Origin of the sequence: Streptomyces sp. ATCC 21386 (genome assembly GCF_018728545.1) — a bacterium.
Lineage (GTDB): Bacteria > Actinomycetota > Actinomycetes > Streptomycetales > Streptomycetaceae > Streptomyces.
Genome location: NZ_JAAVVL010000001.1, coordinates 2,537,484 through 2,555,763, shown reverse-complemented (window position 1 = coordinate 2,555,763; position 18,280 = coordinate 2,537,484). Strand labels below are relative to the sequence as shown.

Here is an 18,280-nt window from a genome sequence, read left to right as displayed (position 1 = left end):
GTGGATCCGGCTGTCTCAGCGGACAGCGGCACCCACGGGCGGCCCGCGGAAGGTGAGGGAACAGCACAGCAGCAGACGCACCGGAGCCGGAGCGGCCGCAGGCCGACGCCTGGGCACGGACGGGCGGTGGAAAGGCGTGGGCAGGGCCAGCAGCAGCCGCAGAGGCGCTGCCAGCCAGGCTGCCGCCGCCCGCAGGACGCGGAAGACGGCCCGCTCGCCGTGGGCCAGCCACATCCCGCACAGTGCGGCGGCCAGGAGGTGCGCGGCGAACATGCCGACCGAGGACGCCTCGCTCATGCCCACCATGCCGTGGGCGTGTTCGAGCATGGTCGTGCCGTGGGCCGCGTGGCCGGTGGATCCCATGCCCATCCCACCCATGGATCCCATGTCCATGGCGCCCCCGCCGGCCGAGCCGCCGTGGTGGGTCATCCCCGCGGTGCCGGACACAGCTTCCTGCGCCAACGAGAAGGACTCGTGGAGCACCGCCTGGGCACCGGTCACGACCGCGACGATCAGCGTGCGGCCGCGTTCCCGAGCGGCCAGCAGCCAGCCGGCCGCGCCGACCCCGGCCGCTCCCGCGGCCATGGTCCACCAGGGAACCGGACTCCCCGACATCATCGCGTGACCGAGGGCGGCGAGCAGCACGCAGACGGCGGCGAACACGCCGGCCCGCACCGCGCGGCACCACCCTCGGACAGTCATAGCCCGCCCATCCTCGCACCCGGCCTTCGATCATCGTCAGGGGGTACGTACATGCACCCACCCTCCGACTCATCCGCAGCGGGGTGACGCACGTCACACCATAGTTCCGGCAACTTCCCGGCCCGCTGAGAACGGCTACGGCAACGACAGCGAACTGGGCTCCACCACAACGGCCAGCGCTTTCACCGGTCCGCTGCGCCGGAACTCCAGGGTGAACGACACGAGATCACCCGAACGCCACCCGCCCGAAGGCACGGGCACCGTCAGGTCGACCCCGGTCGGCGACATCCCGAGGCTGTCGCCCGGCGCGACCGAGACGGAGTCGATCACCGCCCCGTACGCCGCGTTCCCCTGCTTCATGCGGTGCTGGGAGAGCGTCACGTCGCCGGAAACGTCACGCGTCGTCGCCCGGACCAGGGCGTCGGCCGAACCGCCCTCATTGGTGAGACGGAAGAAGGCCGCCGTCTCCGGGACTCCGGCGGACGGCAGCAGGACCTGCCCCCCGGTGACACTGATACGCGCCGGGCTTCCGGCCCGGCCCGTACCGACCCAGGTGGTCAGGCCCGCCAGCGCCACACTGCACGCCGCGACGGGCACCAGGGCCGCCAGCGCCCCGTCCCGCACCCGCCTCCGGTCGAGGCCCTTGAGCGTGGGCATCCGGTCCGTGATCCACTTCATCGGGCACCGACCTTCGCGTCCCGCGTCCCATGCCCCCGGCCGCGGGCGGGAGCCGGCTGCCAGTTGCGCAGTCTCAGGCTGTTGGCCACCACCAGCACGGAACTCACCGACATCGCGGCGGCGGCGACCATGGGGTCGAGCAGCCCGACCATCGCCAGCGGTACGGTGACGACGTTGTAGCCGAAGGCCCACGCCAGGTTGGCCCGGATCGTGCCCAGGGTGCGCCGGGCCAGGAAGACCGCGTCGACGAGCGCCTCGATCTCCCCGCGCACCAGGGTCAGGTCGGCTGCCCCGATGGCCACGTCGGTGCCACTGCCCATGGCGATCCCCAGATCGGCGCCGGCGAGCGCGGCAGCGTCGTTCACCCCGTCGCCGACCACGGCGACCCGGGCGCCCTCCTGCTTCAGCTCCCTCACGAGGGCGGCCTTGTCCTCGGGGGTGCAGCGGGCGTGCACCTCGTCGATACCCAGCGCCTCGGCGACGGCCTGGGCGGGCGCCCTGCGGTCACCGGTGGCGAGCACGGGGCGGATGCCGAGCCGGCGCAGCCGGTCCACGGCCCGGTAGCTGCCCGGACGCACGAGATCACCGACGGCGATCAGCGCCTTGGCCCGGCCGTCGACCTTCACCAGAACGGGCGTGTGCGCGGACTCCTCCGCGGCGGCCAGCGCCTTGACCAGCGCACGCGGCAACTTGCCGTCCGGCGCGCCCACCTCGACCGTATGGCCGTGCACACTGCCGCTGACCCCGTGTCCGGGCACCGCCGCGAAGTCGGTGACGTCCGGCAGCGGATCGGCCTTCTCCGTGCGGCGGGCGTGGGCGGTGATCGCGCGCCCGATGGGATGCTCGGAGCCCTGCTCCACCGCCCCGGCCAGCCGCACCACCTCGTCCTGCCCGAGTGTGCCCGGCAGCGCGGTCACCTTGGCCACGGTCATGTGACCGGTCGTCAGCGTGCCGGTCTTGTCCAGCACGACCGTGTCCACGTGCTGCAGTGCCTCCAGCGTCTGCGGCCCGCTCACCAGCACACCCAGCTGGGCGCCCCGCCCGGTGGCCGCCATCAGGGCGGTCGGGGTCGCCAGCCCCAGTGCGCAGGGGCAGGCCACCACCAGGACAGCCACACAGGCCGTGAGCGCCGCCTGCGGGTCGGCTCCGGCACCCAGCCAGAAGCCCAGGACGGTCACCGCGATGGCCAGGACGACGGGTACGAAGACGCCGGCGACGGCGTCGGCCAGCCGTTGCGCCCGCGCCTTGCCCGCCTGCGCCTCCGTGACGAGACGGGTGATCCGGGCGAGCTGGGTGTCCGCGCCGACCGCCGTGGCCGCCACCAGCAGCAGCCCGCCGGCGTTGACGGCGCCGCCGACCAGGGCGGAGCCGGGGCTCACCTCCACGGGCTGGCTCTCGCCGGTCACCAGGGACAGGTCCACGGCGGAGCTGCCCTCCGTCACCCTCCCGTCGGTGGCGACCCGCTCACCGGGGCGTACCACGAAGACCTGCCCCACCCGCAACTGCTCGATGGGAATCGACCGTTCGCCGTGCTCGTCCTTGACGGACACCTTCTTGGCCGCCAGCTCGGCGAGCGACCGCAGCGCCGCTCCGGTCCCCCGCCGGGCCCGCGCCTCCAGGAACCGCCCGGTCAGCACGAACAGCGGGACACTCACGGCGACTTCGAGGTACAAGTGGGCCATGCCCTCGGAGGCGGAGGGAATCAGGCTGAACGACATCCGCATCCCCGGATCGCCCGCCCCGCCCAGGAACAGCGCGTACACCGACCAGGAGAACGACGCCACCACCCCGAGCGAGACCAGGGTGTCCATGGTGGCCGTCGAGTGCCGCAGCCCCCGCAGCGCCCTGCTGTGGAAGGGCCACGCGCTCCACACCGCGACCGGCGCGGCCAGCATGAAACACAGCCACTGCCAGTTGCGGAACTGCAGGGCCGGCACCATCGACAGCACCAGCACCGGCACCGCCAACAGCGCGGTGACCAGCAGCCGTTCCCGCTCACGGCGGGCCTCGGCGTCGCCCTCGTCCGCTTCCTCCGTTCCCGCGGCCTCCTCACTCACAGGCAGCGCGGCCAGGTATCCGGCCTGCTCGACCGCCGTGACCAGGTCCCCGGGCGCGACACCGGCCGGATGGCTCACCCGGGCAAGCCCCGTGGCCAGATTGACCGTGGCCGTGACGCCCTCCAGCTTGGCCAGCTTCTTCTCCACCCGCCGCACACAGGCCGCACAGGTCATCCCGCCCACGGTGATGTCCGTGACTACGAGGCTCGCCATCGGTTCGCCCGCCATCACTCACCGCTCCCGTGATCCATTCCCGGCATGTCGTCCATGCTCCCGCCCGTTCCCGGCACGTCGCCCGTGCCGCCACCGCCTCCTCCGTCGCCGCTTCCGGTGTCGTGCATACCGGGCGCCACAGGTCCCGCCCCCGACCCGACGGCGTACGACACCGAGAACACGAGCACCAACAGGAGCAGAAAGCCGAAGAGCGCGGGAGGAGGGAGCAGTCTGCGGGCGGTCACACCGGTGGGGCGGGGTGACTGCGGGATATCGGCCATGCCGGACCTTTCCTGGTCGCATCGAACCGTCTTGCAGAGGATGGCAGTTGTAGCTGTACCGCTCCAGTAGTCGGAGCGAGGCGACGGCGAGTTCCGGCGGTCAATCGTGAAGTGCGTCACAGCGTGGTGGGTGTGCCGGATGTGAACCGCAGCATGCGCGGTGCGCACCACCGGATCGCTTGACGCCCTGTGGTCAGGCGGACGCGAACAGCGTGAACAGTTTCTCGACGACCTCCGCGGGAGCAGTTTCCCTGGTCCCCGAGTCGAAGGGCGGCTGGGGAGCGTACTCGATGAGGAGTTGCACGGCCTGCGCCACGTCGTCGCCCGCGATCAAGCCTGCGAGGACCAGGGCCATGTCGATACCGGCCGAGACACCCGCTCCGGTCGCGTAGTGACCGTCGATGACCACGCGCTCGTTCGTCGGTGTCACGCCGAACTCGGCGAGCTGTTCCAGCGCGCCCCAGTGGGTCGTCGCCCGACGGCCGTCGAGAATCCCGGCGGCGGCAAGGATCAGGGATCCCGTACAGACGGACGTCATCCACATGTCGGGCCGGTCGACGCTCCGCAACCACGAGTGCAGGCTGCCGTCGGACATCTGGTCCGCCTGTCCCGGGCCTCCTCCGACTATGACGACGTCCGGGTTCGGCACATCCGCGAGATGGGCGACGACATCGATCGAAAGGCTGCCCAGGTCGTTGCGGACGAGGCCCGGGTTCTCGGCAACGAACACGACCTCGGTGTCCGGTAGACGGCCCAGGACCTCATAGGGCCCGATGACGTCCAACGCGGTGAAGCCGGGATAGAGGACGATCGCGATCTGCATCACATGCTCCTTCTGTTGTTTTGTTCGAGCCACAGCACGTGCCTGACGAGATGGCTCCGACCGTGGTTCCGCGCCGAACCGATGCCGTGGTCAGGTGCCTCAGGTGAGTCAGGTGAGTCAGGGATCATTGCCTCTCCTCAGGCGCGTTCGCCGTCGTCGCGGCCCTCCTGGGGCCGTCAGCGACGGAGGCGACCGCGATGCGAGGTCGGCCCGTGATGGGATGGGTGTCGAGTACCGCGCGCACCCCGAACACGTCGTGCACGAGGTCGGGTGTCAGCACGTCGGCGGGGGCACCCACCGCCACGAGCGCGCCGTCCGCCATGACCGCTACGCGGTCGCAGTAGGAGACCGCGTGGTCGAGATCGTGCAGTGCCGTCAGCGTCGTCATGCCCAGGTGCCGGAGCAGATCCAGCACGTCGAACTGCGCACGCACGTCGAGGTGGTTCGTCGGCTCGTCGAGGATCAGCAGTCCGGCCTCCTGCGCGAGTGCGCGGGCGATCAGGACCCGTTGCTGTTCTCCGCCGGAGAGTGTCGCGAACGCTCGACGGGCCGCCCAGCCCATGTGCACGTCCTCCAGGGCCTGTTGGACTGTGTGGCGGTCCTGTTCGCTGTCCCGGTCGAGCATCCCCTTGCGCGGGGTGCGGCCCATGGCGACGACCTCTTCGACAGAGAACTCGGCGCCGAGCGTGGTGTGCTGGGTGACGATCGCCCGACGGCGCGCCGCCTCCCGGGCGGACATGCTCCACACACTCTCACCGTCGATGAGAACCGCCCCGGTGCTGGGGCGGAGAACCCGGTACGCGCTGCGCAGGAGTGTGGACTTCCCGCTGCCGTTGGGTCCGACGAGTCCCACCATCTCGCCGGGCTCGATGCGCAAGGACACGTCGGAGACGATCCGGGTCGTGGCGATGTCGATGCTGATGCCTTCGAAGGCGAGCTGTGTCATGTTCCCTCCGATCGCCTGTTGCGGCGGAGCAGCCACAGCAGCACGGGCACACCGATGCCGGCGGTGAAGATGCCGACCGGCAACTCGTTGGGCCGGGCGACCGTCCGGCTGGCGAGGTCGACGAGCACCAGGAAGGTCGCCCCCACCAGCATGGATGTCGGCAGCACCCGTCGGTGCTCGGCGCCCACGACGAGGCGGGCGATGTGCGGGATCACCAGGCCGACGAAGCCGAGCCCGCCAGCGACCACGACGACGGTCGCGGTCATCAGGGAGGTCACCACGAGCAGCCGGCGGCGCAGGCGGTGCACGTCGACTCCGAGTCCGGCCGCCGCGTCGTCCCCGGTCATGAGCGCGTTGAGCGAGCGCCCTTGAGTGAACAGCCAGAGGGTGCCCAGCACGAGGGCGACCGTCGGGATGCGCAGATCGGACCACTCGGACCCGGCGAGGCTGCCCATGAGCCAGAACATGATGCCCGCGAGCTGGTTGGGGTTGGTCTGCAACTGCACGAAGCTGGTGGCCGCGACCGCGAGATACCCCACCGCGACGCCGGCGAGGATCAAGCGCGTGTCGGTGAGTTGACCACTTCGCTGGGCGATCAGGAACACCGCGGTCATGGTGAGCATCGCCGCCACGAAGGCGGCGCCGGTCACGCCCAGTCCGCTGGACGCCGCGGAACCGAACGCCAGGACGAGCACCGCGCCGAGTGACGCACCGGGAGTGATCCCCAGCATGTAGGGATCCGCGAGCGGATTGCGGACCAGCGCCTGCAGGCCGACGCCGATGACGCTCAGACCGGCGCCGACGACCGCGGCCACGAGGACACGCGGCAGCCGGAGATCCCACACGATCTGGTCCTGGAGCGGTTCCAGACCAGTGGTGTCGCCCATGATGTGACGCAGGACCACATCCCAGACGTCACGCGCCGGCACGGCGACCGTCCCCATGGATACCCCGGCGGTGACCGCCGCCACAAGGGCCACGGTGAGCGCCGCGTACAGCAGACCCGTCGCGCGGCCCGACACCAGGTGCGGACCGCGCGACGGCGTATCGCTCCTACTGAGGGTGCGCGGCATCGGCGATCTTCTCCACGGCGTACACGTTCGAAGGCCCGATGAACGCCCCGTCGGAGACGGTGGTGTATGTCTTGGTCTTCGACGCCTTCCACTGCGGGTATTTCTTGAACAGCTGGTCGGCCATCTGCTTCACCTTGGCCTTTTCGGACGGGTCGGACAGTCCGATCACGAGTACATCCACATCGGCGGACGCCAGGGCCTCGGCGTTGAGGTTCGAGGTCAGTTCTGGGTCCGGCTTGTCACTCGGAAAGGCGTTCTCGCCGCCCGCCTTCTCGATGATGTCGTCGTAGACACCACCGGAGAAGACGGCGGGCAGGTTGTTGGTGCTCATCATCGCCATGCCTGGATAGGCGAGCAGCACCTTCGGACGGTCCTTGTCCTTGACGCGGTCGTTGACGGCAGAGATGCGCTGCTTGAGCTTGTCGACGAGGTCGAACGCTTTCTTCTGCTCGTCGAAGATGACTCCGGTCTGCTCGATGAAGTCAAAAGTCGACGCGATCGACTGCTGGTCGTAGGCGGCCTGATCCGCGGCCGACGGGTTCCCCGCTCCGTACGCACAGTCGACCGGGTTGACATACGAGTTGATCCCCGCCTTTGTCAACTGGTCCCGGGTGGCGAATCCGCTCTCCGCGTTGAAGCCTCCGCTCCATGTGGACACCACGAGGTCCGGCTTGAGGTCGAGTACCTTCTCGGCCGGCACATCGAAGTTCTTGTTCCACGTGGTGCCTCCGGTCGGAAGCTTCGCGACCTCCGCGACCATCTTCGGATCGTCGGAGATGGAGACACGTTGCGCATTGGCGAGAACGTGACTCTGGAGGCCGAGGAGAACGTATGTCTGCACTTCTCCCACGGACGCGCCGTTCATGATGAGAACACGCTCCGGCGCCTTCTCGAACGTCACTTTCCGACCGCAGTTCTCGATCGTCAGCGGGTACGACGTCTTCGTGGGCCCGGCATTGCTGCCGGCGCCAGCTGAGCCGCCTGAACCGGATTCCGTCGAGTCGCCGGAACCGCAGCCGGACATCGACAGGGTCAACCCGATCGCAAGCACGACGAAAGAACTCCGCCTAGCGGTGAATCGCACGGATCCTGGTGAGATGGAGGGCATTCTTGTCTCTGCTTTCCGATATGTGGAGATGGCCTGGCCAGGAACGTGCAGGGGCCCGGAGCCCAGGGGCCTGGCTCATCGACCGAACAGAAGTGATCAGTAATGCCGTACGGAATGCACGACGGCCATGCCTCGATTCCGATCAACTGCTGCACGCACAAACCTAGAAGCCGCCCGTCGTGACGTCTATGTCATGCAGACCAACAAATCTGCCATGCACCGGACCGGACTCCGCAGCGGGCAGAGCGACTACAGCTGTTCGCGCACCGTGCCCGGGAAGAGACAGCGGATCGCCGAGTCAGCGCCCGGCGAAAGCGCGGCGGTATTCCGTGGGGGAAGCGTCGAGTTCACGCATGAAGGCACGGCGCATCGCTTCCGTCGACCCGTATCCGCAACGGCGCGCGATGGCGGTCACGCCGTCGTGAGTGTCCGTCAACATGCGCTGCGCCGCCTCCAGACGGATGAGGTCCACGTACCTGCCAGGGGTGACCCCGACCTGCTCCACGAACGCGCGGGCGAACTGACGGGGGGACAGGCCCGCGCGCTGTGCCAGCGTCGGCACCGACAGGTCGGAGGTCAGATTGGCGGCGGCCCAGTACTGGACCTCACGCAGTGGGTCGGAGCGGGCGATCTGCGCCGAGAGCTGCACACTGAACTGCCTCTGGTTCCCCGGCCGTCGGACGAAGACCACCAGGAGCCGAGCGATCTCGTGCGCCACCGCGCGCCCGTAGTCCTCCTCGACCAGGGCGATGGCCAGGTCCACTCCGGCCGTCACCCCCGCCGACGTGGAGATCGAGCCGTCCCGGACGAAGATCGGGTCCGGGTCGACCGCCACATTGGGAAACCTGTCCGCGAGGTAGGCGCAGGCTTCCCAATGCGTCGTCGCCCGTCGGCCGTCGAGCAGACCGGCCTCCGCCAACAGGTACGCCCCCGTGCACACCGACACGACCCGTCTCACACCAGGGGCCCGCTCCCGCAACCACGCGACGAGCCGACCGTCCACGTCTCCCACCCCGGGCCCGCCCGGCACCAGCAGAAGGTCGGGGTCCTCAGCATCGGCCAGATCGACATCCGGGACCAGACAAAGGCCCCCGGCCGACCGTACGGCCCCACCACCGAGCGAAGCCGTGCGCACGACGTACGGTGGCACGCTCTCGCTTCCAGCGAAGCGGGCCGCCGCCAGGAACACGTCCACAGGGCCCGCGATGTCGAGGGGCTGCACCCCGTCGAACAGGATGACGAGAATGGACTGGGTCCTCACCCCAGCCATGCCCGCAACGCGCACCTCGTCCATCACACCGCCGGGTCACTGTGGTCATCGCCGTGGGGCAGCCGGTCGCCCGCACAGCGCCAACCATGGTGGCACGGCTGCCGCTACGGAGAAGGCGTGCGGGCGCCGTACGTCATGTGACGATTCTTTCCCAACGCCGCCGGAACCGTGAGGTGCTACCAGACGACCTCGTCTCTGCCGCAGGGGCACGGGGAGTCTGTCGGAACCCGACGGGCGGACGAACTCGGTCGCGCACGCCTCGCGAAGCACCGGAGGCGGTCCCGCCGCAGGGAACGCGGCCACGGCCCTCGGCGCCACCCACTGGCACTCTTCGGTCTCAGATGATCACGAACCGGGCTTCACACGCCTACGCCGAAGCCCTGGTGCGTTACCGACCTCCGCGCCGTTGCGGCCCGTCAGGGCTCCATCCCCTGAGATATGGCTTGAGTTCCTCCGGCGTGGGCTCGCGTGCGTCCGGCATCTTCGGAAGCTCGCTCAAGGGGTTGATCGACCTCACGTACGCCCTTGCCCACTCCAACCAGCGGCGAGCCTGACTCAGTGTCGGCTCGTCCACAACGCCGTGAAGCTCGCCAATACGCCGCTCCAATGCCGTGCAGTAGGCACTGAGAGCAGCAGACTCCTGCCAGCGCCCGGCCTCTTCACGTAGTGCCTGGGCAAGTTGTTCGTGAACAGCCCGTTCTTTCGCCACCTCCACGGCCGCTCGCCAGCGAACTTCGCGTTCCACAAGGGCCTGCTGCTCGTCCTGCCTGCGCCGGGCGTCTTGTGCCGCTCGTACCTCGATCTCTCCAAGGACCGCTTCCAGGGCCTCTTCGAGCGTCCGGGTCTTCCGATCTCTCCAGCGGCCAGGCCGGTCGGTCAGGCCATGAGCGAGCTCCACGACGAGGCGAGAGGAGCGGTTGAGATCCGTGGACTGCGGGAACTCCTGCCTGACACTGACGGTGTATGCGAGGCCGTCGACAGCAATGTCCACTCCTCCCTCGCGTGGGTGGAAGAACGAGTGGGCCTTCCGCACCTCGTATCCTCGCCGGACCGCCTCAGCCGACAGTCCCTGCAGCAGCAGAAGCGACCTTCGGCGGAGCACAGAAGGCATGACGAGTCGGCCCTCGTCGTCTTTGAGCGCGGTCACGATCGGATGGAGGTTCCCCAGTCGGGAGGGAACGGGAACCGGATCCCCGTTCTCCTTCGGCCGTTGACTCCGCGCATTGGGATGCGGGCCATCCGCAAGGAACAGCTCCAGCCCCGGCCCACCGTACGGAACCTTCTCGATACGCTTGCCTGCTGGTTCCAGGCCGTGCCGTTTCGCGTAGTTGACGACGCGCCGCCACTCCGCGACCTCGTCGTCATCAAGGTCGGTGATCCGAACGCGGCCTTCGGCGATGAGCCGCTCGATCAACTCGCAAGCCTTCGCCCGTCGGGCCCGCGCGACGGGCCTCTCGCTGTAGGGCGTCCGAGGGCTGGCGGGCACTGCTGGCTCACTGGCACCAGCGATCGCAGAGTCGTCGTCGATCATCAGGACCCCACCATCCCGCAAGTCATCGACCGAGCGCCAGTCACTCGACATCCAGGCTCCACCACCCTCGCTGGAAACGAGGCCGTTCGACTGCCCGTACTGCCGTGCAGAGCCGAAAGGCACCCGTCAGCAGTGGGAGTCCCCTGGGACTTTTCTGGGACTTCCGGCCCCATCAAGCGGCACGAGCGTGAAACAGCCGAAAGACCATTCGCGCAGCTCAGCGACCACACGCCACTCATCGCAGCAGGTCACCGCGCCCACTGGTCTCTTCCGGGACATCTGATCGGCAGGAGTGTCGCGCCCCTGGGAGACGAGGGGCACGACACTCCTAAATGCCTGCTGAACTGCTGCTACACACTTGCGGAACCCTCCATTGATCATCGCTGTTTCATCACCTTGTGCAACGCGCGTGCAAGATGATCTAAATTGGTGACGGTGTGTCAGGAATATCTGAGTGCGCGTCAGCCCTTACGGAGACTGCTCACCCGCAGGGGGCCTCGCAATGTCCGCACCGACGGCGCCACTGGCTTTCCTGAGATTCGGAGTTCAGTCCTCTCCGCGCACCCGCATCGAGCGCACTACACCGCTACGGCCTCGTCCAGGTGATCATCGGCCCGCTCAGCGACACCTTCGGCCGACGGCGCGCCCTCCTGACCGGCCTGGCCGTGTACGTAGCGGAAGGAGCCGTATGCGCCCTCGCACCGCTTCCGGCGGTGCTCATCGGTATGCGTCTGGTCCAGGGTCTGGCCGGTGCCGCGGGCATCGTCATCGCCCGAACCGTCGTCCGCGACCTGTACGACGGATTCGCTGCCGCCCGCCTGCTGTTCCGGAGGTTGCGCCGCACTCGTCTCTTTCGTAGGTGGCAGGCTCCCCCTATAGTGGGCGCGCGCTCCCACCCCAGGGGGGCCGCTGCGGCCCGCGGTGATGACCGCACGACCGTCCCCCGAACCCGTACGGACAGTTCCGCCGCCGTGCATGCACCGATGACCGAACCTGCTCCGGCGGCCCCAAGCGGGTGAGGGCGGCCGCCCCGCATCATGCCTGTGGGACTCCGTCACCAGCCGTACTGCGATTGGAGAGTCATGTCTCGTCTTCTCACCACCAGCGGAGCACTGGCGGCGTTATGCCTCGGGCTGCTGTCGGTCCAATCCGGGTCGGCGGCCGCCGACGCGCCGGCCGAGGGGGCCCAGGTCGTGATCAAGACGATCAACGGCTCCGGGTGCCCGGCGGGCACGGCTGGTGCCACGGTGTCCCCCGACAACTCCACGCTCACAGTGAAGTACGACGCCTACACCGCCCGGGCCGGAGGCAATGCCGGACCGACCGAGGCGCGGAAGAACTGCCAGCTCGTCCTGGACGTCAAAGCCCCGGCGTCCTACACCTACGCCCTCTTCGGGCTTGACCACCGCGGCCACGCCTCGCTGCCCGCAGGCGCGACCGCCACCATCAAGTCCGACTACTACTTCCAGGGGACGACGGACGACGTCCTCCAGTCCCACCCGCTGACGGGGCCGTACGAGGATGACTGGGCCGTGTCCGACAGCGTGCCGGAGAACCGGCTGGTCTGGGCACCGTGTGGTTCGCAGCGGTACCTCAACGTCAACACATCCCTGCGGGTGAGAGCTGGCTCGGGCAACAGCGCCAGCGTGGTCACCATGGGTTCGACGGACGTCCCGGGCACCTCGTACCGGCTCATTTGGAAGCGGTGCGCGTGAACCCGGGGTGCGAGCGACCGAACTGCCGGGCCACAAGAACTCGCGTTGGTCGGCGCGATGATCACGGCGCAGATCATCGGGCAGTTCGGGCTCCGCTCAGTGTCCCTCCACCCATCGGGCGGCCATCATCTGCCGGTGTGAACCACCGGTCGCTCCCCTCGCCGTACCTGGCACTGTCCGTGCCGGCGTGACCCACCCTCGTGCCACGCGGTGAAGTCGCGCCGGGCATGGGGGTACGGCCAGGGGGAGCGTCTCTGCGATCGAGTCGTCGGCTGGATCAGACGGCGACGAGTTCCAGACCGAAGTAGCCGTTACCCACGGGGTACGTCTTCGACCGGCGCCATCCCGAGGCCGCGAACAGGGCGTCGAACTCGGCCAGGTCGCGTTCCATGCCGTTCGTCGTGGTGAGCATGGCCATGTCCGACAGAGCGGCCAGGTCGGGCTTGCCGATCTCGCCGACGACCATCTAGACGACCACCGCGCGTCCTCCCTCGCGCATGGCGGAGCGGCAGTTGCGCAGGATGGTCGTGCACTGGTCGTCGTCCCAGTCGTGCAAGATCGTCTTCAGCAGGTAGAGGTCGGCCGGGGGAACCTCCACGAAGAAGTCGCCGCCCACTGCGGAGAAACGGCCGGACAGACCGCGCTTGTCGGCCTCGCCACGGGCGGCCTCGACGACGTGCGGCAGGTCCAGGACCTGCCCGCTCAGCGAGGGATCGGCCTCCAACAGCGCCAGGACGAAGTCACCGTTCGAACCGCCGACGTCGACCACGGTGGACACACCGGCGGTGGACAGACCGGCCACGGCGCCCTGCGTCACCAGGCCCGACAGGTCTCCCATGGCCTGGGCGAACAGGGCCGCTTCCTCGGCGTTCTCCGGCTGCGCGTAGTACTCGAAGATCTCCATCCCCAGCACCTTCTCGGTCTGGGTCCTCCCTTCTCGCACGGCCTCGGAGAAGGTCGCCCAGGACTGCCAGAGTGCCTGGCCGGTCTGGGCCAGCACCAGGGAGCGCATGGAGCCGGGAACCCCGGAACTCAGCAGGCGGCCCCGGCCGGTGAGACCGAAGCGGCGGTCCCCTTCGTAGCTCAGCAGGCCGATCGAGGAGGCCGCGCGCATCAGACGGTACGTGGCCTGCGGGTGGCTGCCCTCGCGCTCGGCCACCTCCTCGGCCGTCATCGCTCCGTCGGAGAGGTGGTCGGCGATGTGCAGCGCCGCCACGCCCCTCAGGGTCTGGGCGCGGACGAGGCCGATCAGCAGGTCGAAGACAGCGGCGGCATCGGCAGCCGGATCGCTCGACGGAACGTCGGTGCCCGGATTGTTGTCAGACATGACAGCTGGAACCCTTCAGTACTCACCATGAAGCGGGAGCTTGGAAGCAGGCGAGCTGTTTCTGTCTCCGCGCATTGCGACATCGTTGTCCGCATGGCTCACCGTAGGGAGCCCGCGGCGGCGTGCGCTTGTACGCCGGCGTCACCCTGATGGAACGTCAGTGCCAGGCGATGCGGGCCGTGGTGGAATCAGGCCGCGAGGATGCGGCGGCGGTCGGCAGGACGAGGTGAGGCGTTGAGATGAACAGCACGGAACACACGGCACCTCAGCCCGAGGGACCGGCACCGGGAAGGAAGTTCTTCGTCGACACGACGGCCCCGACTACCGCGACTACCGCGACTACCGCGCAGAACGGCTTCGACGTCTTCCGGCGTGCGTGGGAGTCGCAGATCGGAGAGGCGCTCCCGCTGCCGCCCTGGGAGCCGGTCGGATCGGGTGAGTTCCGGGTCAGGGTTCGTGCGTTCAAGGTGCACGACACGGTGATCTCGGGCGTCCACGGCGAGTTGATGGCCGGCGGCACCCGGGGCGCCTCCCATCACCTCGAGGACCGGGTCCTCGTGCACGTGATGGGACGCGGCGTGTGGCGCTTCGTCTCTCCGCGCGACCGCGACGAGACCGCCGTACCGGCTGGGCAGTTCATCGTGCGCCACAACGGCCCTCCGGCCCGCTTCGAGGTGGCACCGCATTCGTCCGCGAAGGTACTGATCCTGCCGGCCGCGCCGCTCGGTCCGCTGATCCGCGACCGGGCAACCGCCGGCCCGGCCGACTCGCCCGAACTGCGACTGCTCATGGCGCACACCGAGATAGTCGAGGCGACGCTCGACGACCTGACCCCCGCCGGTGCAGAAGCCGCCCGCAGCGCCCTGCTCGAACTGGTCAAAGGGGTGCTCATGCGGACATTCGACGACACCGAACCCCTGCTGGCCCCCGCGTTGACCCAAGCGGCCAGGGAGATCGCGGACCGCCTCCTCACCGATCCCGACCTCTCCCCCGCGACCCTGGCCCGTGAACTCCAGGTCTCCGTACGGACGTTGCACCGGGCCTTCGCCGAGACCGACGACTCGGTGGCCGGGTACATCCGCCGCAGACGCCTGGAGCAGTCCCGCCTCGAACTGACGGCGCCGGGCACCCGCCTGACCGTGTCGGAAATAGCCGCACGCTGGCAGTTCGCCGACAGCAGCCACTTCATCCGCGCCTTCAAGAAGGAGTACGGCCAGACACCGGCCGATTACGCCCGCAGCCAGAAGTGATCTGCGGATCGGGGACTGCTTCAGGCGATGGCCGCACAGGTCATCGGGACCGCTCCGCCGACGGGGCCCTCATGACAGGGGCGCGGCAGGGCAGCGTCACCACGTCGAGACCAGTGGTTCACCGGCGGGTGAAGGACCACTCATGGTTGTTGCTGTTCTCCGGCGCGCACGGCCAGATGATCAACTGCTTGTCCTCCTGATCGTTCGCGTACGAATCCCAGCACTGGCTGCGACTGGCGAAGTTGCGGATCCAGTATTTGCCGTCCGCCTGCTTGTCCAGCCACCACAGCTGATTGTCGGCGGTCGTTCCGTTGCACGGGAACTCCTGCACCTTCGTGGCACCCGGTCGGGCCCCGTATTGGCTGAGGTCCAGGCACAGGGAGTCTTTGACATTGCGGATCTGGAAGAGGGGCACCCCGCCGGGACCGGCACTGCCGTACTTCTTCTCCACGTTCCACAACTGGTTGTCGGCGGTGGTGCCGTTGCACTCCGCATGGATGACCGGGCCGTCAGCGGAACCGTTGGAGAAGCCGGGGACATCAACACAGGTGTTGTTGGTGTTGTTCTGGAGCAGGACCCGGGTCAGGACCGTCGGCAGATCGCTGGACCCTCCGGCTGCCGCAGCCTTGCGCTCCTTGGCCTTGGGAGTTGCCGCCTCGGAAGGACCGGGCAGCGGCACCTTCTTCTCAGCGGGAGGATTCGCGGGCTTCTTCGCGCTTGGGCTCGCAGCGGATCCGGACGCAGGTGCGGAAGCGGTGAGAGGGTCGGTGGAGGGCTTTCTGCCGGTGAGATGTGCCTCGACGCTCGCGGCATCGGGGGACGCGGCGGCGGACCCGCCGCCACTGGCGGCGGCCTCTCCGACAGTCCTGTGTTGATCGGACATGTGTTTCTGCTTCTCCTCTGGGCACGGACATGAGTCCAGCGGGGTAGGGGGTGGTGACGAGGTGGGGACGGGTCAGCGTCCTCGTGCCGCGGTCGGGGCCATCGGGCCCGCCGCGCGCAGATGCCGGGCGAGTCTCGCCGGTTCGGCGCCCTCCCAGTGCGTCAGCTCACGGGCGAGCGCGGCGTGCAGCAGTTGTCTGGCGGACGGGGTGAGCGCGGAGAGCACTACCTCCCGGTGCAGTTCGGGGAAGCGGTAACGCCCCGTCGTGTGTTCGTCGGGATCCGCGTCCCAGACCAGGATGCGCGCGGTGACGGCGACATCGATCAGCGGCAGCAGCCGCTCCCTGGGCGGGAGATGACCGAAGCGGTGCTGATGGAGCTGGAGCGGCACCAGCACCAAGCCGTCCAGGGCCACCGGATTATGGGATGAGGAACTTGCCGGCCTTCATGCCGAAATGCTGGAGCAGGTAGACGACTGGCGCTGCGGTGGGTTCATGGACGTGGCTTACTGACACGGCAGCTACGCACGGCCGTTCCTACGCGCGGCGAGGGCGAGGCTGTGCATGAGCCGGGGTCGGTGGCGACGGCCCGCCGGGGGGATCAGGGCTTGCCCCGCGAGGAGGAGGCAGGCGCTCGCGGGTCAGGCCACCGGGTCGTCGGTCCCTGCCTCCTCGCGCAGCTGGTGTTCACGGGCGAGGAGGAGGTAGCTGCTCGCGGTCCAGGTGTAGGCGCGGTCGCGCAGACCCGTGCCGGTGAGGGCGTCGAAGTTCTCGGCGAACCCGTGGGTCTCGCACAGGGCGCGGAAGCGGGCGCTGATGTCGTCCGCGAGCCGGTGGTGGCCAGCGCGGCGCAGGCCGTCCTCGACGAGGACGGTGGCGGGGGCCCAGATCGGGCCGCGCCAGTAGCCGTCGGCGAGGTAGTGCGGGGAGGTGGGCAGTTCGGTGGCGAGGCCGTACGGGGTCAGGTGTGCCTTGATGCGGTCGGCGAGGGTGCCCGCGATCTCGGCGGGGAGGTGCTCGCCGAGGGCGATGGGCATCAGATCGAGGAGGCTCGCGCTGCTCCAGGATTCCCCGGTGGTGGCCGAGCGGGCGACGAACCTGTCTCCGGTCCAGAGCTGGTCGAGCAGTGCCGTCTGGATCTCCTCGGCCGTCCGCGTCCACCGTGCGGCCGCGTTTTCCTTGCCCAACTCACCTGCCAGCAGCGCGAGTTCGCATAGCTGCAAGGCGAGGAAGGCGGCGAGGTCCGCGGTGACGACCACGCGCTCGGGGTCGAAGGTGGTGGCGTTGTCCCAGCCGCTGTCGTTGCCGTGCTGGTAGTGGGGCAGGTCGGCGCCGGGGGCGCGCCGGGCGGTGAGCCAGAAGCCGGTCCAGCGCTCCAGGCGTTCGTACACCTCGGTGAGCTCGGTGCGGTCCGGAGGGGTCGGCAGAGTGCGGCGCAGGCGGCCGAAGGCCCAGCCGTGGATGGGCGGTTTGACGAAGTTGTGGAGGACCTCGGAGTGGGTGACCGAGTCCGGCAGGGCGCCGCTCTCGTCCTGGTGGTCGAAGGGCAGGTGGAACTGGTCCAGCGCCAGCTCGGGCGAACCCTCGGCCAGGGCAAGGGCGTTGAAGCTGTGGTCCCAGCTCCAGACCTTGTCCATCCAGTGCTTGGACATCAGCACCCCGGGCCGGGTGACCAGGCCCTTCGCCGCCACGGTCGCCGACCAGACGACGTAGGCGGCGAGTTCGGCGGCGGGAGTGGTGTCCGAACGCCAGGGGGCCACCGCGTCGACGAAGTCCGCGAACGCGGCCCGCGCGGAGGCCACCACGGCGTCGAAGGGCGCCGAGGGCGCGTACGGCGGCCGGGCGGTGTCGAGTTCCTCGATCGCGAGCTCCCAGCTGCCGTCCGTCGGCGCGGTCACGGTGACACCGCGGTCGGCGCTGCCCAGGGCCTGGGCCCCGGCCGTGTCGGCGAGGACGCCCGACAGCAGGGTGACGCGGTAGCGGCGGCCGGTCTCGTACGAGGTGAAGACGTGCGCGTCCGCCACCGGGTCGTGGAAGAAGTACGTGCCGCTGAACGGGGTCAGGGTCCGCGCGGCGGCGAGGACGCCGAGGTCCAGGCCGCTGCCCCGCAGGCGTACGGTGTCCGGGGCCTCGTAGGCGAGTTCCACGCGCCCGCGCCCGCCGGTCCAGGTGAGCAGGGCCGGTGTCGCCTCGACGCGGGTGTCGGCCCGGTCGCCCGTGGAGGCGTCGAGGGGGACGAACCGCAGGACGCCGTGCATGCCGTTCTGGTGCGAGACGAGGTGGAGGTCCTCGGCGTAGGTCTTCTCCGCCACCACGGGCGAGATGTCGAACCAGGATCCGTACGCGCTGAACGGGATGTCGTGGACGGAGAAGGCCGGGCCGGACGGGGCGGCGGTCATGGGGCGTGACTCGTTTCTGGGGCAGG

17 protein-coding genes and 1 pseudogene are annotated in these 18,280 nt (G+C 69.1%); 3 read left to right on the top strand and 15 right to left on the bottom strand.

Translation table 11 applies throughout. The features are described 5' to 3' along the window. Positions 1 to 15 precede the first annotated feature (15 nt). From GWK25_RS11205 to GWK25_RS11160, 10 genes are all read right to left on the bottom strand, one after another. Positions 16 to 702, bottom strand: coding sequence for a hypothetical protein (locus GWK25_RS11205; protein WP_215449659.1), 687 nt, complete (start codon positions 700 to 702; stop codon positions 16 to 18). 135 nt (positions 703 to 837) lie between these two features. Next, positions 838 to 1,380 carry a copper chaperone PCu(A)C gene (locus tag GWK25_RS11200; RefSeq protein ID WP_215449658.1) on the bottom strand — a complete coding sequence of 181 codons (543 nt, stop codon included), beginning with the start codon at positions 1,378 to 1,380 and terminating at the stop codon, positions 838 to 840. After that, positions 1,377 to 3,665: a cation-translocating P-type ATPase gene (locus GWK25_RS11195; protein WP_215449657.1), complete on the bottom strand. Its 2,289-nt coding sequence runs from the start codon at positions 3,663 to 3,665 to the stop codon at positions 1,377 to 1,379. Before GWK25_RS11195 ends, GWK25_RS11200 begins: the two co-directional genes overlap by 4 nt. Further along, positions 3,665 to 3,931, bottom strand: a complete 267-nt coding sequence (locus GWK25_RS11190; RefSeq protein ID WP_215449656.1) for a hypothetical protein — start codon at positions 3,929 to 3,931, stop codon at positions 3,665 to 3,667. The genes GWK25_RS11195 and GWK25_RS11190 overlap by 1 nt, the downstream gene beginning before the upstream one ends. Positions 3,932 to 4,124: 193 nt before the next feature. Next, positions 4,125 to 4,754, bottom strand: coding sequence for a DJ-1/PfpI family protein (locus tag GWK25_RS11185; protein ID WP_215449655.1), 630 nt, complete (start codon positions 4,752 to 4,754; stop codon positions 4,125 to 4,127). A 124-nt stretch (positions 4,755 to 4,878) separates the two neighbouring features. Beyond that, the gene (locus tag GWK25_RS11180; protein ID WP_215449654.1) at positions 4,879 to 5,700 is read right to left on the bottom strand and encodes an ABC transporter ATP-binding protein; all 822 of its coding nucleotides are present in this window, start codon (positions 5,698 to 5,700) and stop codon (positions 4,879 to 4,881) included. Further along, on the bottom strand, positions 5,697 to 6,773 hold the full coding sequence (locus GWK25_RS11175; protein ID WP_215449653.1) for an iron ABC transporter permease: 1,077 nt from the start codon (positions 6,771 to 6,773) through the stop codon (positions 5,697 to 5,699). Before GWK25_RS11175 ends, GWK25_RS11180 begins: the two co-directional genes overlap by 4 nt. Then, a complete protein-coding gene (locus tag GWK25_RS11170; RefSeq protein ID WP_215449652.1) occupies positions 6,754 to 7,824 on the bottom strand; it encodes an ABC transporter substrate-binding protein in 1,071 nt (356 codons plus the stop codon). Before GWK25_RS11170 ends, GWK25_RS11175 begins: the two co-directional genes overlap by 20 nt. Before the next feature lie 355 nt (positions 7,825 to 8,179). Further along, positions 8,180 to 9,151 (bottom strand): GlxA family transcriptional regulator, encoded by a 972-nt coding sequence (locus GWK25_RS11165; protein WP_215449651.1) that lies wholly within the window; start codon positions 9,149 to 9,151, stop codon positions 8,180 to 8,182. Between the two features lie 388 nt (positions 9,152 to 9,539). Further along, complete coding sequence (locus tag GWK25_RS11160) at positions 9,540 to 10,682, bottom strand: hypothetical protein (RefSeq protein ID WP_251828817.1); 1,143 nt, start codon at positions 10,680 to 10,682, stop codon at positions 9,540 to 9,542. A gap of 593 nt (positions 10,683 to 11,275) precedes the next feature. Between GWK25_RS11160 and GWK25_RS43360 the strand changes: the two are divergent. Then, a pseudogene (locus GWK25_RS43360) lies at positions 11,276 to 11,500 on the top strand (MFS transporter); the annotation flags it as partial. A 264-nt stretch (positions 11,501 to 11,764) separates the two neighbouring features. Continuing rightward, positions 11,765 to 12,397: a DUF4360 domain-containing protein gene (locus GWK25_RS11145; protein WP_215449649.1), complete on the top strand. Its 633-nt coding sequence runs from the start codon at positions 11,765 to 11,767 to the stop codon at positions 12,395 to 12,397. Positions 12,398 to 12,674: 277 nt separating this feature from the next. On the opposite strand, the gene GWK25_RS11140 is transcribed toward GWK25_RS11145, so the two are convergent. Together GWK25_RS11140 and GWK25_RS11135 are read right to left on the bottom strand one after the other, a co-directional pair. Next, the gene (locus tag GWK25_RS11140; RefSeq protein WP_215449648.1) at positions 12,675 to 12,863 is read right to left on the bottom strand and encodes a hypothetical protein; all 189 of its coding nucleotides are present in this window, start codon (positions 12,861 to 12,863) and stop codon (positions 12,675 to 12,677) included. Further along, on the bottom strand, positions 12,864 to 13,724 hold the full coding sequence (locus GWK25_RS11135) for a methyltransferase (RefSeq protein ID WP_215449647.1): 861 nt from the start codon (positions 13,722 to 13,724) through the stop codon (positions 12,864 to 12,866). A 239-nt stretch (positions 13,725 to 13,963) separates the two neighbouring features. On the opposite strand from GWK25_RS11135, the gene GWK25_RS11130 reads away from it, so the two are divergent. Next, positions 13,964 to 14,974 (top strand): helix-turn-helix domain-containing protein, encoded by a 1,011-nt coding sequence (locus tag GWK25_RS11130; protein WP_215449646.1) that lies wholly within the window; start codon positions 13,964 to 13,966, stop codon positions 14,972 to 14,974. Between the two features lie 118 nt (positions 14,975 to 15,092). Here GWK25_RS11130 and GWK25_RS11125 read toward each other — a convergent pair whose 3' ends face one another. The 3 genes from GWK25_RS11125 to GWK25_RS11115 form a co-directional block, all read right to left on the bottom strand. Then, a complete protein-coding gene (locus tag GWK25_RS11125) occupies positions 15,093 to 15,857 on the bottom strand; it encodes an RICIN domain-containing protein (protein WP_215449645.1) in 765 nt (254 codons plus the stop codon). 72 nt (positions 15,858 to 15,929) lie between these two features. After that, complete coding sequence (locus GWK25_RS11120) at positions 15,930 to 16,271, bottom strand: hypothetical protein (RefSeq protein ID WP_215449644.1); 342 nt, start codon at positions 16,269 to 16,271, stop codon at positions 15,930 to 15,932. Positions 16,272 to 16,496: 225 nt separating this feature from the next. Continuing rightward, complete coding sequence (locus tag GWK25_RS11115; RefSeq protein WP_215449643.1) at positions 16,497 to 18,254, bottom strand: amylo-alpha-1,6-glucosidase; 1,758 nt, start codon at positions 18,252 to 18,254, stop codon at positions 16,497 to 16,499. Positions 18,255 to 18,280: the final 26 nt, after the last annotated feature.